Annotated in this window: 15 protein-coding genes, 3 tRNA genes and 1 pseudogene; 9 read left to right on the top strand and 10 right to left on the bottom strand. The window is 70.2% G+C overall.

Annotated elements, in window-relative coordinates:
• Nucleotides 1–16: 16 nt before the first annotated feature.
• Nucleotides 17–442 (top strand): LPS-assembly lipoprotein LptE, encoded by a 426-nt coding sequence (locus IEX37_RS02875; protein WP_188754747.1) that lies wholly within the window; start codon nucleotides 17–19, stop codon nucleotides 440–442.
• Nucleotides 443–476: 34 nt separating this feature from the next.
• On the opposite strand, the gene IEX37_RS02870 is transcribed toward IEX37_RS02875, so the two are convergent.
• Nucleotides 477–716 carry a hypothetical protein gene (locus IEX37_RS02870; protein WP_188754746.1) on the bottom strand — a complete coding sequence of 80 codons (240 nt, stop codon included), beginning with the start codon at nucleotides 714–716 and terminating at the stop codon, nucleotides 477–479.
• Nucleotides 717–1,546: 830 nt separating this feature from the next.
• Between IEX37_RS02870 and IEX37_RS02865 the strand changes: the two genes are divergently transcribed.
• Nucleotides 1,547–2,971, top strand: a complete 1,425-nt coding sequence (locus IEX37_RS02865; RefSeq protein ID WP_188754745.1) for a hypothetical protein — start codon at nucleotides 1,547–1,549, stop codon at nucleotides 2,969–2,971.
• A 258-nt stretch (nucleotides 2,972–3,229) separates the two neighbouring features.
• Nucleotides 3,230–3,559 (top strand): annotated as a pseudogene (locus IEX37_RS16130) (tyrosine-type recombinase/integrase); the annotation flags it as partial.
• 152 nt (nucleotides 3,560–3,711) lie between these two features.
• Here the strand turns inward: IEX37_RS16130 and IEX37_RS02855 are convergent.
• The 7 genes from IEX37_RS02855 to IEX37_RS02825 form a co-directional block, all read right to left on the bottom strand.
• Nucleotides 3,712–3,785 (bottom strand) — tRNA-Met (locus IEX37_RS02855).
• A gap of 24 nt (nucleotides 3,786–3,809) precedes the next feature.
• Nucleotides 3,810–3,881: transfer RNA gene (locus tag IEX37_RS02850), tRNA-Thr, on the bottom strand.
• Between the two features lie 80 nt (nucleotides 3,882–3,961).
• The gene (locus tag IEX37_RS15915; RefSeq protein ID WP_229663034.1) at nucleotides 3,962–5,095 is read right to left on the bottom strand and encodes a M23 family metallopeptidase; all 1,134 of its coding nucleotides are present in this window, start codon (nucleotides 5,093–5,095) and stop codon (nucleotides 3,962–3,964) included.
• Nucleotides 5,096–5,282: 187 nt separating this feature from the next.
• Entirely contained in the window at nucleotides 5,283–6,110 is an 828-nt protein-coding gene (locus tag IEX37_RS02840) for an inositol monophosphatase family protein (RefSeq protein WP_188754744.1), read from the bottom strand.
• A gap of 39 nt (nucleotides 6,111–6,149) precedes the next feature.
• Nucleotides 6,150–7,319: a hypothetical protein gene (locus IEX37_RS02835; protein ID WP_188754743.1), complete on the bottom strand. Its 1,170-nt coding sequence runs from the start codon at nucleotides 7,317–7,319 to the stop codon at nucleotides 6,150–6,152.
• A 164-nt stretch (nucleotides 7,320–7,483) separates the two neighbouring features.
• Nucleotides 7,484–7,565 (bottom strand) — tRNA-Tyr (locus tag IEX37_RS02830).
• A 124-nt stretch (nucleotides 7,566–7,689) separates the two neighbouring features.
• Nucleotides 7,690–8,181 (bottom strand): FBP domain-containing protein, encoded by a 492-nt coding sequence (locus IEX37_RS02825; protein ID WP_188754742.1) that lies wholly within the window; start codon nucleotides 8,179–8,181, stop codon nucleotides 7,690–7,692.
• Nucleotides 8,182–8,308: 127 nt separating this feature from the next.
• On the opposite strand from IEX37_RS02825, the gene IEX37_RS02820 reads away from it, so the two are divergent.
• From IEX37_RS02820 to IEX37_RS02805, 4 genes are all read left to right on the top strand, one after another.
• The gene (locus IEX37_RS02820; RefSeq protein ID WP_188754741.1) at nucleotides 8,309–8,797 is read left to right on the top strand and encodes a YajQ family cyclic di-GMP-binding protein; all 489 of its coding nucleotides are present in this window, start codon (nucleotides 8,309–8,311) and stop codon (nucleotides 8,795–8,797) included.
• A gap of 126 nt (nucleotides 8,798–8,923) precedes the next feature.
• Nucleotides 8,924–9,211: a hypothetical protein gene (locus IEX37_RS02815; protein ID WP_188754740.1), complete on the top strand. Its 288-nt coding sequence runs from the start codon at nucleotides 8,924–8,926 to the stop codon at nucleotides 9,209–9,211.
• Entirely contained in the window at nucleotides 9,208–9,639 is a 432-nt protein-coding gene (locus IEX37_RS02810; protein ID WP_188754739.1) for a hypothetical protein, read from the top strand. The genes IEX37_RS02815 and IEX37_RS02810 overlap by 4 nt, the downstream gene beginning before the upstream one ends.
• A gap of 295 nt (nucleotides 9,640–9,934) precedes the next feature.
• The gene (locus tag IEX37_RS02805; RefSeq protein ID WP_188754738.1) at nucleotides 9,935–10,243 is read left to right on the top strand and encodes a DUF7882 family protein; all 309 of its coding nucleotides are present in this window, start codon (nucleotides 9,935–9,937) and stop codon (nucleotides 10,241–10,243) included.
• On the opposite strand, the gene IEX37_RS02800 is transcribed toward IEX37_RS02805, so the two are convergent.
• Nucleotides 10,209–11,252, bottom strand: coding sequence for an alpha/beta hydrolase (locus tag IEX37_RS02800; protein WP_188754737.1), 1,044 nt, complete (start codon nucleotides 11,250–11,252; stop codon nucleotides 10,209–10,211). The genes IEX37_RS02805 and IEX37_RS02800 overlap by 35 nt on opposite strands.
• Before the next feature lie 100 nt (nucleotides 11,253–11,352).
• Here IEX37_RS02800 and IEX37_RS02795 point away from each other — a divergent pair, with 100 nt between their 5' ends.
• Together IEX37_RS02795 and IEX37_RS02790 are read left to right on the top strand one after the other, a co-directional pair.
• Nucleotides 11,353–12,987, top strand: a complete 1,635-nt coding sequence (locus IEX37_RS02795; RefSeq protein ID WP_188754736.1) for a glycoside hydrolase family 13 protein — start codon at nucleotides 11,353–11,355, stop codon at nucleotides 12,985–12,987.
• 252 nt (nucleotides 12,988–13,239) lie between these two features.
• Nucleotides 13,240–14,841, top strand: coding sequence for a DEAD/DEAH box helicase (locus tag IEX37_RS02790; RefSeq protein ID WP_188754735.1), 1,602 nt, complete (start codon nucleotides 13,240–13,242; stop codon nucleotides 14,839–14,841).
• Nucleotides 14,842–14,874: 33 nt separating this feature from the next.
• Here IEX37_RS02790 and IEX37_RS02785 read toward each other — a convergent pair whose 3' ends face one another.
• Nucleotides 14,875–15,120 (bottom strand): hypothetical protein, encoded by a 246-nt coding sequence (locus tag IEX37_RS02785; RefSeq protein ID WP_188754734.1) that lies wholly within the window; start codon nucleotides 15,118–15,120, stop codon nucleotides 14,875–14,877.
• Between the last annotated feature and the right edge of the window lie 340 nt (nucleotides 15,121–15,460).

The following is a 15,460-nucleotide window of genomic DNA, read 5'->3' as shown; positions in this document are numbered from 1 at the left end:
GCGATTGACTTCGGAGATGACGACCCGCTCGAAGGCGACGGCAGTCACCGCATCTCTGCTCGCCGTTCTGGGCCTCGCGGGATGCGGCTTCCTCGCGTCGCCCGTCCCGTTCAGCGACCTCACGCGCGAGCGCACCGAGGCCGACGCACTGCCAGAGCTGCACGATTTCCCCCCGGCCAACGTCGACCCCGAGTCCAGCCGCTACGTCGGAGAGCACGAGGGCGTGCGCCTCTGGCTCGCCGAGCCGACCCAGGTCGATGGCGTCTGCCTGATCGTGGTGCGGACCACCGACACGGACTGGGTCGCAGGCTGCAGCGGGGGCTCCGGGGTCCGCCTCGGCGGAGCCGGGGGCTCCTTCGAGGTGCGCCCTGACCGCGCGCCGGTACCGGACGACGCCACGCGCGTGTCTGAGAACGTCTACGTGCTGGGGTCTTCTCGCTGACAGCCTCGGCGGCAGGCGTGGCGGCGCCGGTCGACTAGCCGGTGGGAGCGAGCGAGCCGCGCGTGGACGTCCCGACCACGGCGCGGCCGTCGACGATGGTCACCGACGGTGTCTCTGACGAGGTCGACGTGTGCGTGGGGTCCAGCGTCTGCGACGCGGCAGGTGCGAAGAGGTCCTGAAGGCCCGCGACCACGGGGACGGCGAACGCGATGAGACCTGCGACGACGATCGCCGACCCGGTGTAGGTGGCGATCTTCACTGCGCGCTGCGACATGCCCAGAGCGTAGGGGAAAGCGGCGCTCGGACGCCAGAGAGCGGTGCATGTTGCCGATGGGCGCGAGGATGCGGCACGTACCCGAGCGCCGCCTCGCCGCACGGTAGGCCCGCCGTCGTAGGGCACCGCGTAGGACTCATCCCGCCCGCTGATCTCGGCCGATCTCGACAGCAGGGCATCGAGGCGCACCCAAAACCGCACCGGATGGTCGTTCTCCGGGCTGACTCGGACCGTGCAACGGCAGCTGCGGCGCGAGTGGTGGGAATCGCGGCAGCGGGATGAGACCGGCGCCGCGGCGTCAACTGTCGCGCCGGCGCCTCTGGAAGACCTTGCGGCGCGTTCGCGGCGCGAGCTGATTGCGCGGGGATGATCCGCGCCGTGACAGGAACATTCGTGATGCGCATCACCCGGAACACGTAGGCGACGAGCCGCTCCCGGATAGGGAGATCCACCTGCGCGACTCATTCGGCACTCCTGGGGAGCCGATCGGTGGCGTGACCGGGCTGGCCCTCACCCCCGAGGCGGCGCTGGCGGCTTTCTTGTCGTTCTGGCCAGAACTCGAGACATATCCGCTGGTCGCGGTGCGATCGGATATCGCGCCACCGTCGTCGACGTACGAATGGGCGTGAGCGGGACGGACCGGGCGCGAAGCGGTGCCGCGAGCGGCACGCGCGCGGCCGGTCAGGTCCGCTCACGCCGGTCGCACGCCAGCCGATACCGACGCCGAGGGCAACCGAAGCGCGAAGCGCGGAGGGCGGCAGCTGTGACAAGCGCTTCGAGAGGACGAATCAGTTCAGCAAAGCGTCACAGTCGCATGGGAGACTTTCCGGGTGACCGATCCCTCGCTGCAGCTGTTCCTCCCCGATCGATTTGACGTATTGCGGGATCGCGAGGAGTTGGACGCGATCGTGATGCCCGTTGAGTCGGCGCTCTCGATGATCGATGACCAGTTCAATGACCTCGTCAACTCCGGGTTCGGGGCCATGGTAATCCTGCGGGGGTCTAGCGGGGCTGGTAAAACGACGTTCCTGGATACCGTCTCGATGTTCCGCCCCGACGTTCAGTCAGTACGGGTGCCCTACGGCGAGAGTGTGAATGATGCGCTCGAAGGTCTACAGGCTTCTGACGACTATCGGTTGATCGTCATCGAGGGCCGTGAGGCACTAGGGCGGGTCGCAATGAGCGAAATTGAGGAAGGTCTGCATGCGATCAATTCCTTCCTCCGATCACCCGCTGGCCGCTCATCTCTTATCGTCTGGCCTACCAACACCGACGACCTTGCCGAGAAGCTGTCGTCCATTGCGGAGGAAATTGGCGCCTCCGCGTTGATTGGCACGGACGAGATCGTGTATCAGTTCGACGGACCGCCTCGAACTGAGTGGGTCACGATCGCCGAGCAGACAACCGCTGCCCTCAATGCGGGCGCCACGCTCTCTGCCTACGGAATCTCCACCGAGGAGGCAAATGACCTTGTCTCGGTGGCTACGTCCCTCGGTGACTACCTGAAGCGCGTACGCAAAAGAGGCAACGCTAACACGAATAAGGTCAGCGTGCTCGACGCTGCAGAGCGCTGTCGCGTGTGGACTGTCGTGATTGCGGCTGACTCCGATAGCGAGGGCGACGTGGCTGCGCTCACGCGCGGGGGCCTCTCGCAGGTGGACATCGACCGCCTCTTCACGGCAACCGGCGCGAACGCGCTGTCGGAAATGAAGAAGCAACCCGAGCGATACGGGCTCCTTGGTATGGTCCTTGACGCGCGAATCATCCACGTGGACCAACTGACGGCGCTAGCAGTAGCGCGCTCATTCGGCGACGCGAAGCTGAAAGAGCAGATGGTGGCCAGAGGCATGGACACCAAGTCGGATGCCAAGGCAATTGAGCGGATAACGACGGGTCAGTTGGGCCTCCTCATGCGGGGTCAAGCACTTGGTACGCGGAAGCGTGGGCCAAAGGAGGGCAGCAACACGAAGGCCGCCATGAAGAACCTAGTGGACATTGCCCGGTCGCACGACTCGCTACCCAACCGCGCATTCGGGGAGGCACTGAGGGCCGCGGGAATCATCGACGAGTTTGTGGTCGAGAAACCCCTCGTTGGAAACGGCACCAAGCGTCGCGCCGACTTGTATGTTGAGCGAGGGGGGATTGGATTCCACCTGGAATTCATGTGGCGAGACGCGGTCGGGAGAGCTGACATCGCAAATTACGTCGTTGGGAAGCTCGCCAACTACGGCAAGGTGACGGGCTACTTGACGTAGTCCGCCTTGATCCTGTGTGGGAGAATTCGGGAGACCCTCACACGCGCGAGACCGCGCGAGTTTACGTGCTAAACGATGCCGGGGACGTATGGCCATTCGCGGGGGACCTCGCGGCGACCCCTGGCGAGGATCAGTCGCTGGTCGAACTCGACGGCCGCCAGATCGAGGCGGCTCGATTGATCCAGTGCTGGCGGTGGCTGTTCGGAGAGAGGTAACTCCGGCTCGACGGTCCGCCGCACGTTCTCGCCGGGTGGGCACGTGAAGCTCGAGGAGCGCCCAACCAGGAGCGGCAAGGCGCAACAGGTGCCGATCCTTGCGGAGTTGGCTCCGTGGTTAGAAGCCGCTCGCGAAGCCGGGTACGCTCACGTGTTCACCGCCAAGCACGGAGGGCCCTTCGACAGCGGTAACCTCGCACGCGCCGTTCGCTGGCGCGCGATCCGCGACCAGATCGCCACATTCCCCGGCGGGTCGGCGCTGCGCTTCCACGACCTGCGGCACACGTACGTGTCGCGTCTCGCTCGCCTCGGCATCGCTCCCGCAACGATTCAAGAAGTCGTCGGGCACGCATCAATCACGACGACCGAGCGCTACACCCACATATCAGGCACGGCTGCAGCCCTCGCCGTCCGCGACGTCGTCAACGACCGAAATCGTGAGGTCACTTTTCGAGGGGTGACTACGGTTCTGACCTATAAGCCGCCCCACGACAAAACCCCCGGTAAACCGGGGGTTTTGATCTGTAGCGGAGGCGGGACTCGAACCCGCGACCTCACGATTATGAGTCGTGCGCTCTCACCAACTGAGCTACTCCGCCGCGCGACATCCGACGGATGTCCAGAGCCCCGAGTCAGGATTGAACTGACGACCCCTTCCTTACCATGGAAGTGCTCTGCCACTGAGCTATCGGGGCGCGTTGCCCGCACCGGGGCAACCAGACGAGGATATCATCCCCGAGACCGTGACTCGAACCGGATCGGGCCGCCGCGAGGCTCAGCCTTCGGCCACCTCCGCGACCGTTCCCTCCTTGGGGAAGTGGCGCCCGGCGTGCTCCCGCAGCCACGGCAGCGGGTCGATCGAGGTGCCCCCGTTCACCCGGATCTCGAAGTGCAGATGAGCGCCGTAGGAGCGCCCCGTGTTGCCGACGAGGCCGATCACGTCGCCCACCTTGACCTCCTGGCCGGCGCGGACTCGCATCGATCCGTACTGCATGTGGGCGTAGTGGCTCGTCACGACCTGACCGTCGATCACGTGGTCGATCGTCACGTGGACGCCGTATGCGCCGCCGGCCTCGGTGGCAACCCGCACGACGCCGTCGGCGATCGCCTGGATCGGCGCGCCCTCGCCGGGAGTGAAGTCGACGCCCTCGTGCAGGCGGCCCCATCGCGCGCCGAAGCCGGACGACATGCTGACGCCGACCGCGAAGGGCCACTGGATGTCCGCCGTCGGGTCGTTCTCGAAGAACGCGTTGTCCGTGTTGATGCCAGCGACTTCCGCGAGATCGCGGAAGCGCGCCGTCTCGTACGCGCTCGACCGCTCCAGCGGGGCGCTCTGGGTCTCCGCGGGCGCGATGAACGCCTGGATCTCCTCCTCCTCGACGGGCGCGGCCGCCGCGACCGGAGGCGCCACGGGATCCACGTCGGCGCCCGCCGCGAGCGCGCTCAGCGGCGTGGTCATCCCAACCGCGAGCAATCCCGCGACGCCGAACGCGCCGATCGACGCCGCGACGGTCGCCAGCCGCCGGGTGACGGTGCGGGGGCGCCGCGGAACCGACACGGGCACGAGGTCCTGCGCCGGAGCCGAGCTGCGGGCCACCCCGGGAGCCGCGCCCTGCTGGGGCGTCTGACCGGTGAAGTTGAGGGCGCGGGCCGCCTCGATGAACAGGTCCACCGGATCGTCCGCGACGGGGCCGTCGTCCGACGATGCGCCTCGCGCGGCGACCGGGACCGAAGCGGGGGCGGCAGCGGCGGGAGCCTCGACCAGCGGCTCGACGACGGGGATGCTCTGGGCGCTGAGCGCACGAAGCTGCCGCCGCGTCAGCGGCTGCTCGGTCGCGGCGCGCTGAACAGCAGCGCGGCGAGCGCGACGCGTGAGCGCAGGTTCGTCCGGGGGAACGTCGAGGGGCACAGACTGTCTTTCGGGTAGGCGGCCGCGGGGGACGGCGTGTTACTCGCTTACATCTTCACTCGGTCGGGCCCGAGATAACGATTGGGTAAACCCTATCCTCATAGTGCTGAGAACGCCATCCGTGTCTTCCCGTTGGTCGGGAAAGCCGGCAACCGCCTGCCGGGCGCCCCGCCCCCGGAGCGGGCGATCAGTCGAAGATGGCGGCGTGCAGCCGCTCGTACAGCTCGGGCCCGGCCGCGATCGTGAGCGGACGCCCGAACGAGTCCGGCTCGAACCAGCCGGTGCGGCCCTGTGCCTCGTCCACCAGCAGGCGCCCGGCGGCGACGTCCCACGGCTGCAGGCCGCGCTCGAAGTACGCGTCGAGGCGCCCGGCGGCCACGAAGGCGAGGTCGAGCGATGCGGCGCCGACCCGGCGGATGTCGCGGGCGAGGGGCATGACGCGGCCGAGCGTCTCCAGGTCGCCGGCATGCGTGCTGCGGTCGTAGCCCAGTCCCGTGGCGACGAGTGCGCCCGCTGTGGCCTCGTGCGTCACCTGGAGGCGCTGGTCTCCGAGCCACGCGCCCCCGCCGGCCGCCGCGCGGAAGGTCTCGCCCAGCGCGGGGGCGTGCACGACGCCGGCGAGCGCGCGCCACTCCCCCGGATCCACAGAGCCCGAGACGGCCGCGATGCTCACGGCGTACGACGGCATGCCGAACGCGTAGTTGACCGTGCCGTCGATCGGGTCCACGACCCAGGAGATCCCCGTCTCCCCCGGCTCGTGCCCGGTCTCCTCGCCCAGGAAGCCGTCGCGGGGGCGCGCCGCCGACAGGCGCTCCCGGATGAGCGCCTCGACCTCGCGATCCGCCTCGGTCACGATGTCGGCGATCGTGGACTTGCTGGCTGCGATGGAGACGCCCTCGCCGCGGCGGCGCCGCGCGAGGTCTCCCGCCTCGAGCGCGATCTCCAGGGCGAGTTGCTGCAGTTCGACGGCGTCGGCGGTGCGGTCGTCACGGGCCGGGTGCTCGGGTGCGGTCATGTCTTCACGCTAGCCGGAAGCCTCCCGGCCGGGACGCGGCTACCGGGGCGGCTGCTGACCGTAGGGGTCGTGCGGCGGGTAGGGCGGCGCGGGCGCGTCCTGGCTCGCCGCGCTCGCACCGGGGATCGCGGTGTCGCCGGCGGGCGGCCAGGCGCCCTGCTGGGGGTATGAGGGCACCCCGGTGTAGTAGGCGTTCCAGTCGGGTGATCCATCCGGCATCGACGGGAGCGGCGTGCGGCCGTCCGCGTACGTGGGCCACTGCGCGGGCGGAGCCGGCGGCAGCTGCTGCTCGACGGGCGCAGCACCGTACCCCGCGACCTGGCCGGTGTAGGCCGCACCGGGCTGGCCCGGGTAGGGCGTGGCAGGCTGGCCCGGGTAGGGCGTGGCAGGCTGGCCCGGGTAGGGCGTGGCGGGCTGGCCCGGGAGGCCGTGAGCCGACCCCTGCTGCTGCCGAGGGCGCTTGGGCGCGAACAGGGCGTTGAGCAGCGGGATGAGGGTCGTCCCGACCGCCGTGAGGATCGCGAGGGCGACGACGATGCGCCAGTACAGGTCGGGATAGTCGAACGCGTCGGGGAACGTCAGGAAGAACACCAGCAGCGCGACGAGCGCGCCCAGCAGCACGGTGGTCACGAGCGCGATGGTGCGCGTGAACGTCGTCACATGACGCTCGTGCGCCCGCCAGAACAGCCGCTGATGCAGCAGCGCCAGCTGAAGCAGACCCACCACGAGGATCAGCTCCCACAGCCGGCTGACCCCGACGAAGTCGCGATATCCGTACGCGTCCGTGGCGACGGGCGCCCAGATCTTGACCGCTCCGACGAGCAGCACGATCACCCACGAGACCATGCTCGCCAGCACGAGCCAGCTCGGGCGCTTCTCCGCCATGCTCGCGTCCAGGAGCGCCACGCCCGCGAACCCTGCCAGCAGCAGGATCGTCAGGAACGCCTTGCCGATGATCTGGTTCTGATCGCCGATGAGCACCCACACCACGCACACGATGGCGGCGGCGATGAGCGCGCCGATCGCGATCCAGATCGCGCCGCGGATCAGCAGGGGCATGCGCGCGCGATCGGGCTCCGCCGCCTGCCGCTGCGCCTCGAACCGCTCATCCCGCCCGCCCTGGGGCGCTGCGGCGACACCGCCCTGTGGCCCGGCCTGCGGACCGGCGTGCGGATCAGCGTGCGGATCACCGTGCTCCGGAGTCGACATGGGACATCCTTTCGCGGACTGACGTTCAGCTCATCCTGTCACGCACCGCCGCGCCGCCACAGGACCGCCGGCCGGTAGAGGTCCCCATGCGGCGACCGAGACGCCGAGAGGCCCGACCCTGAACCGGGCCGGACCTCTCGTTCTCCCGCGTGATTCCGCGGCGGTGGCAAGTGAGGGATTCGAACCCCCGAAGCATTACGCGGCTGATTTACAGTCAGCTCCCTTTGGCCGCTCGGGCAACTTGCCATGCGTCCCCGCCCGACTTATCCAGCCAACCGGAGACGCAAGTACTCATCTTAACGGCTCCTCGCGCTGCGCCGAAATCCACCCGCGTCGGGTGCGCCGCGGTCCGGCGTGCGACCGGGAGCGGTCAGGCGACGCGGTCGAGGACGCGCTCGACGAACTGCCGGGTGCGCCGGTGCGTGCCGTCGATCTTCATGTCCACGCTGCCGCGGTACTCGTTCGGCGCGAGCGGCATCGCCAGGCGGACGTTCTCGTGACAGGACAGGTCGGCGCAGATGTACGTGCCGACGCTGTCCCCCTGCACGCCGGCGGCCCCGGCCTTGCGCGCGGTGAAGAGCGCGACCTGATTGCCCGGTTGCATGGTGCGGCAGATGTTGCAGAACGCCGACCGGGCGCGGGAGGAGCCCTCCGCAGCGCGCAGGACGACGCCCGCGACCTCGCCGTCGACCTCCGCGACGATGTAGCCGCGACCGCGGTGGCGGGGGTCGCGCCAGGCGAGGAAGTCGAGGTGGTCCCACTCAGTCAGCAGGAAGTCGTGGGGCAGGGCGATGATCCTCTCGTCGCCGGGTTGGGCGTTCACGAAAGACTCGCGAACCTCGTCCTCGGTGAGCGGGCGCATGCAACCTCCGAATGTCGGCACGATTCGACACAGCAGTCTACGAACGCCCCCGCCCTTGCGGGCCGGATTCCGCGCTCGTCGCCGGACCTCCTGGGCGACCGGAATGCGGCGCAGTAGGCTGTGCGGCATGGCCGACAGCAGCTTCGACATCGTCAGCAAGGTGGATCGCCAGGAGGCGGACAACGCCCTCAACCAGGCGCGCAAGGAGATCGAGCAGCGCTACGACTTCCGCGGGACCGACGCGTCGATCCAGTGGAGCGGCGAGCAGATCGTCATCACCGCGAACAGCGACGACCGCGCCCTGGCAGCGCTCGACGTGTTCCAGTCCAAGCTGATCAAGCGGGGCATCTCGCTCAAGAGCCTCGAGAGCGGCGAGCCGGTCGTCAGCGGCAAGGAGACGCGCATCGTCTCGACGCTCAAGAACGGGATCAGCCAGGAGAACGCCAAGAAGATCGGCAAGATCATCCGCGACGAGGGCCCCAAGGGCGTCAAGTCCCAGGTGCAGGGCGACGAGCTTCGGGTGACCAGCAAGAGCCGGGACGACCTGCAGGAAGTCATCCGTCTCCTCAAGGCCGCCGACCTCGACATCGACCTGCAGTTCATCAACTACCGCTGAGCTGATCTCCGGACTTCGGCCTCTCCCCCGACAGTCCCGGGGTGGACCGCAAATGCGCTCCCGCATGGCGCCGCACCCGTTCGGGCGGCGCTTGCGCTCATCGACGGCATATAGCATGGTTCGACTATGGACGACATCGCGCACCTGCCCGAAGCCGTCGGACAAATGGCACTTCTCGAACTCGGGCCGGACACACTCCGCGCTGTGCGGGTGACCGTCGACCCGGTCGAGCGCACCGCGCTGCTTGAGGTCGTGCCCCGCTCCTTGTCGTATGACGAGCGGATGCGCATCATGACGGCCGTCGCCGAACTACAGCGCGTCTTCGACGAGGACGTTGCGATCATGCCGGCGATCGTTGACGAGATCGACGACGCGACGCCTACTCCTGCGCGGCAATTGACTTTCGCGGCATGAGGCCGCTCGACGCCGCCGAGTGCATCGATCGCGCACGCGTTCACGCGGCGGCTGCAGCGAACATCGAGGGTGAGTGGTCGGCAGTCGCGTACTTCTACGCGGCGTACCACCTCGTACGGCACGCGCTGCAGAGCGACCCCGTCTTCGCCGACCTCAACCGTCTCAAGTCGTACGACTCGAACCTGGTGCCGGACGACCGGTCCGTCACCGTACATCAGGCACGTCGCGGAGCAGGGGTCAAGACCTTCGGAGTGAACGACCTCGTGCGCATTCTCTACCCCGACATCACACCGGAGTACCTCGCGCTGCATGAGCTGAGCGTGGCCGTGCGTTACGGCCGAGGAATCAGCGCCAGCGATCTCGACGATGCTCGGCGCGCGTACGAGGCCATCCGCGCGGCGATCGAATCGGGACTCGCCGCGGCGTAGTCCCCGGGGCGCACTGCGGCGCGCAGCCCTGGGGCGTTGAAGCCTACTTCCGTGCCGCCGCCTCACACTCAGTCGCCGGGCTAGCGCGGGGCTTGCGGGAAGTCGGCTCAACTTCGGGTAGACGCGACCCGCGCGCGGGAGTATGCTCGCGCAGGTGGCTCCCGGCACAGGCGACGGGGGCAGGTCGCGCGGTATGGTCCCTATCGGCAGAGGGGTGTGATCCGCGCGAGGGATCCCATGCGCTCGAATCGACGCAAGGGTTACGCCCGGACCGCCCCTGCCCTAGCGTGGCCTCATGGGGGCACTCATCTACGACACCACCGGTCCGCCCATCACGATCGATGATCGGGCTCTCTCGCATCTGAAGGTCGTGATCATCGCGAAGCTCAGGCGGCAGGAGAGCTTCAGCGTCTCGTGGCGCCACCCCGAGGGGCAGGACGGCGGACGAACCACCATCTGGCTCAATCCGTCGATGGCGATCCGGTTCGTGTTCGACGATCCGCACCCGCCGGAGCTCAACCGGCGATGGCTGGCCGAGATGGCCGAGTCCGCGAACATGCTCGGCGGCGTCACCCTCTCAGAGGAGCAGGTCCTCCCGGAGTAGGCGCGGCGTCCCGGGTGGCCGGTGCGCCGGTGGCCGCGAAACCTCGCGCCCACCGGTCGAGGCGGGCGTACGCTTCCCGGCGCACCTCCGGGCGGGACAGGAACACGTCGTGCAGCGCGCCGTCGATGCGCTCGATCGTCACGGATGATCCGAGGCGCAGCGCCGCGCGCGCGATGTCATCCACGACCAGGATCGAGTCGGAGCGGGTCAGCTCATCGGACCAGCGCGCGGGAAAGGTGCTGCGCGCGGACAGCAGGACGCACACGGGCACGGCGATGCGCAGGCCCTTCGCGACCGCCGCGTGACCGGCGAGGACCGCGTCCAGCCACCCGGCATAGGCCGGGATCGCGCGCTCGGGGCGCCACGCCGGGTTGACCTCCATCGGGTCGTCCGGGTCCGCGGCCTCCGCCTGCGCTCGCGCGTAATAGCCGAGATCGAGCTGCGGGATGTTGTCGAGCGGGCGCAACCGGGCCCGCAGTTCCACGACGGGGGACAGCGCCGCGCGCGCCACCGCGCTGAGCTGGAACTCGAGCCACGGGCTGTTCAGCACGAGCGCCGCGACGGCGTCCGGATGCCGGGCCGCCCAGAGGCTGAGCACGAGCCCGCCCGTGGAGTGGCCCAGCAGCACGAGGCGGCGCCCCTGCGCGTCGCCCCTCGCGGCGAGCGCCGCCGCGATGTCCGCGTCGTAGGTCGCCAGATCCGCGACGTACCCGGGCGTCTGCCCCGGGCGAAGGCTGCGTCCGTACTTGCGCAGGTCGAGCGCGAAGAAGCGTGCGCCGCGCTCGGCCCAGAAGCGCGCGAGCCGGCGCTGGAAGAAGTAGTCCGACCACCCGTGCACGTAAAGCACGTCGACGTCCTCGAGCAGCCGTCGGCGCTGCCAGAACCGGCGCCGGGACGGCAGGTGGCGCACGAGCGTCGCGACGACCTCGCCCTCATCGTCGGTGCCCAGCGGCAGCGTGAGCTGCTCGAACCCCTCACCGAGGACGTCGGTCAGCCAGCCATCGGACACACCGCCAGCCTAACGACGCGCCGTGCGCGCTCCTTACCGGATACCGCCCGTTGCAGACAAGGTCTGCCCCGTCGCGGCCGCGCGCCGTAGAGTGGCGCCGATGACTACCGAGTGGTGGCGCACAGCCGTGATCTACCAGATCTACCCCCGGTCGTTCAGCGACGCCGACGGCGACGGCACGGGCGACCTGCCCGGGGTGACGGCGCGACTCGACGCGCTCCGGTCGCTCGGCGCGGACGCGATCTGGCTGTCGCCGTTCATGACGTCGCCTCAGAAGGACGCCGGCTACGACGTCGCCGACTACTGCGACGTCGACCCGATGTTCGGCACGCTGGCCGACTTCGATGCGCTGCTCGCCGCCTCCCACGAGCGCGGCATCCGCGTCATCGTCGACCTCGTTCCGAACCACTCGTCGGATCAGCACCCGTGGTTCCAGGAGGCGCTGCGCGCCGGTCCGGGCGGCCCGGAGCGCGCGCGATACATGTTCCGCGACGGCGCCGGCGAGAACGGCGATCAGCCGCCGAACAACTGGCAGTCGGTGTTCGGCGGTCCGGCCTGGACGCGGGTGACGGAGCCCGACGGCACGCCCGGCCAGTGGTACCTGCACCTGTTCGACGCCTCGCAGCCCGACTTCGACTGGTCGAACCAGGACGTGCACGCGGAGTTCGACCGCATCCTGCGCTTCTGGCTCGACCGCGGGGTCGACGGCTTCCGCGTGGACGTCGCGCACGGGCTCGTCAAGGAGGACGGCCTGCCCGACTACGTCGCGCCGGAGGACGCGGACTCGATGGGCGGCAGGGAGCCCGTGCCCTACTGGGGGCAGGAGGGCGTGCACGAGGTGTGGCGCGAGTGGCGACGCGTGCTGGACGAGTACGACGGGGAACGAGCCCTGTGCGCGGAGGCGTGGATGCCCACGACCGACGAGATCGCGCTCTGGGTGCGGCCGGACGAGATGCACCAGGCCTTCAACTTCGCGTACCTGCAGACGGCGTGGGACGCGCGTCGGCTGCGCGAGGTCGTCTCGGAGTCGCTGCGCGCGTTCGGGGCCGTGGGCGCCCCGGCGACCTGGGTGCTGTCCAACCACGACGTGGTGCGGCACGCGACGCGTCTCGCTCTCGGCGCCGATCACCCGCAGGGGCACGGCATCGGTCCGCGGACGCCGGGCAGGCCGGATCCCGCGGTGGGCCTGCGCCGCGGGCGCGCGGCCACGACGGTCATGCTCGCCCTCCCCGGCTCCGCCTACCTGTACCAGGGCGAGGAGCTCGGGCTGCCGGAGGTGATCGACCTGCCGGACGAGGCGCGTCAGGATCCGACCTGGGTGCGCACCGGCGGCGCGCGCTACGGCCGCGACGGCTGCCGCGTGCCGATCCCCTGGGAGTCCGGCGCGCCCGCGTACGGGTTCAGCAGCACCGGGCGGTCCTGGCTGCCGCAGCCGCAGCAGTGGCGCGAGCTGGCCCGCGATGTGCAGGAGGCGGACCGCGATTCGACCCTCAACCTGTACCGCACCATCCTGCGGCTGCGGCGCGAGCTGGGCACCGCCACCGCGCAGCTCACGTGGGAGGACGGCTTTCCCGAGCACGCGCTCGCCTTCCGCTCCGGCCAGGTGCTGATCTTGGCCAACACCGGCGCCGAGCACGTGCCGCTTCCCACGGGCGCCCGCACGCTCGTGTCGAGCGGGCCGCTGGGCGACGGAGTGCTCCCTCCGGACACGGCCGCCTGGCTGCTGGACGGCTGAGGCGCGGCGGCCGCGCGTCGGCTCTCGAGGGCCCTCGCAGGCGGGCGTGCTATGGTCGGGATGCGCCCGAATCTCGAGCGCATCGTCGTGTCTCGACGCGAGCGCACCGGCAGCCTGCCGAGTCAGCGCTCCACACCTCCTGCCGCGGCGAACGGATCCGGCACCCGCCGAGTTCGCCCACCGGCCCCGCGACGTCCTCGTCGCGTCGCACGCCCCCGCGTGCCCGGCCGAACCCGATCGAAAGAGATCCCCATGCCCGCTGCTGCCACGCAGACCCGTTCCCCTCAGCCGGCCGCTCCGGCCGGCGCCTCCCCGTCCTTCGCCGACCTCGGCGTCCCCTCCGTGCTCGTCGACGCGCTCGTCGCGATGGAGCGCCCCACGCCCTTCCCGATCCAGAGCGAGACGCTGCCCTCCACGCTCGCGGGCCGCGACGTCCTCGGACGCGGGAAGACCGGATCGGGCAAGACGCTCGCGTTCGCCATCCCGCTGGTCGCCCGCCTCGCGGCGGGCCGCCTCTCGGGGCGCGCGGGCTCCCCCGTCGCGCTCGTGCTGGCCCCGACCCGCGAGCTCGCCACGCAGATCACCCGCACCGTGGAGCCGCTCGCCAAGGCCGTCGGTCTCAGCGTCACCACGATCTTCGGCGGCGTCTCGCAGAAGCCTCAGGAGACCGCGTTCGCGCGCGGCGTCGACATCGTCGTCGCGTGCCCGGGCCGCCTCGAGGACCTCATGGGCCAGGGCGTCGTGCGCCTCGACCGCATCGCCGTGACGGTGCTCGACGAGGCCGATCACATGGCCGACCTCGGGTTCCTGCCCGGCGTCACGCGCATCCTGTCGAAGACCCCCGCCGACGGGCAGCGCATGTTCTTCTCGGCCACGCTGGACAACGGCGTCGACAAGCTCGTGAAGCGCTTCCTGCCCAACCCCGAGCACATCGCCATCGATTCGGCCGAGTCCCCCGTGGCCGACATGACGCACCACGTGTTCGAGGCCGCCTCGACCGAGGCCAAGACCGAGCTCGTCAGGACGCTCGCGTCGGGAACCGCCCGGCGCATCCTGTTCACGCGCACCAAGCACCAGGCCAAGAAGCTCGCGCGTCAGCTGACGTCGGCCGGCATCCCGGCCGTCGACCTGCACGGCAACCTCTCGCAGAATGCCCGCGACCGCAACCTCGCGGACTTCGCGTCCGGCGCCGTGAAGGTGCTGGTCGCCACGGACGTCGCCGCGCGCGGCGTGCACGTCGACGGCATCGACCTCGTCGTGCACGTCGACCCGCCCGCGGAGCACAAGGCGTACCTCCACCGCTCGGGCCGTACGGCGCGCGCCGGCGCCGCGGGTGACGTGGTCACGCTGATGTTGCCGTCGCAGCGCAGGGACACCGAGATCCTGCTGCGTCGCGCGGCGATCCAGGCCAAGCCGCAGGCCGTGACGCCGACCAGCCCGCAGGTCGTGGCCCTGGTCGGGGAGGTCGCCGAGCACGTCGCGCCGCGTCCGGGCGGACCGGGCGCGGGCAATGCGCCCGCGGATGAGCAGCGCGGCGGCGGCACCTCGCAGGGCGCGAACGCTCGCCGCAAGCGTGCCGCGCGCGGCGAGCGCGACGCCCAGCCTGCGCGCGGCGCGGGTCAGGGTCGCTCGGGCCAGGGCGGATCCGGCCAGGGCCGAGGCAGCCAGAAGCGAACCGGGCAGTCCGGACAGTCGAACGTGGGCCACGGGCGCGGCGGTCACGCCGGCGCGGGCCGCGGCACGGTGTACAGCACGTCGACGGGCCAGGGCGCCACGACGCCCGCCGCAGCGCCGGCCCGTCGCCGCGGACCCCGCCGCGCGTCGTCGGCATCCGTCGGCGACTCCCGCCGCTGACGCGTCGCGAACCCGCTGCTACGGCCGCTCCTCCTACGGGACGGGGCGGCCGTAGCCGTGTGCGCCGCCCGGGTAGTGCGTCGCGCCCGGCCGTGGTGCGCCGTAAGCGCCGCGGGCGGCGCGCTCCTCATCGGCCTTGAGGATGCCGTGCTTCACCGCGGTGCGGATGATCAGGTAGAAGATCCACAGTGACAGCGCGAAGATGCCCAGGTACAGGATGATCGCGAAGATCATCATCCCGATCCCCAGGCCCATCGGCCCGATGTAGTCGCCGCCCATACGCGTAGCCCTCCCGTTCTCGGTTCACGCCGAGCGTATCGACTCGGGGCTCCCGCCCTTGCGTGCCGGAGGGTTGCACCCGGTTTCGACTCCGCGGCTCCGCCGCTCCGCTCAACCCGTTTCGACTTCGGCCGCTCCGCGGCCTCCGCTCAACGAGCGGGAGAGAAACCACCCCACCGCAACCCACCCACCTCAACCCGGTGCGAGCGAAGCGAGCGTGCGGGCGCGAGTGCGCCCGCCAACCAGGCGCGAAGCGCCGGCGCGCGAAGCAAAGCGAAGCGCCTCCCTCGCGGAGCGGCCCCTCGGGGCCCGACGCGTGGGAGGAAAAAGAACACACCGC

The organism is Microbacterium album (genome assembly GCF_014643695.1).
Taxonomy (GTDB): Bacteria; Actinomycetota; Actinomycetes; order Actinomycetales; family Microbacteriaceae; genus Microbacterium; species Microbacterium album.
Note: the sequence above shows the minus strand (reverse complement) of the source record. Positions and strands in the feature narration are given on the sequence as shown.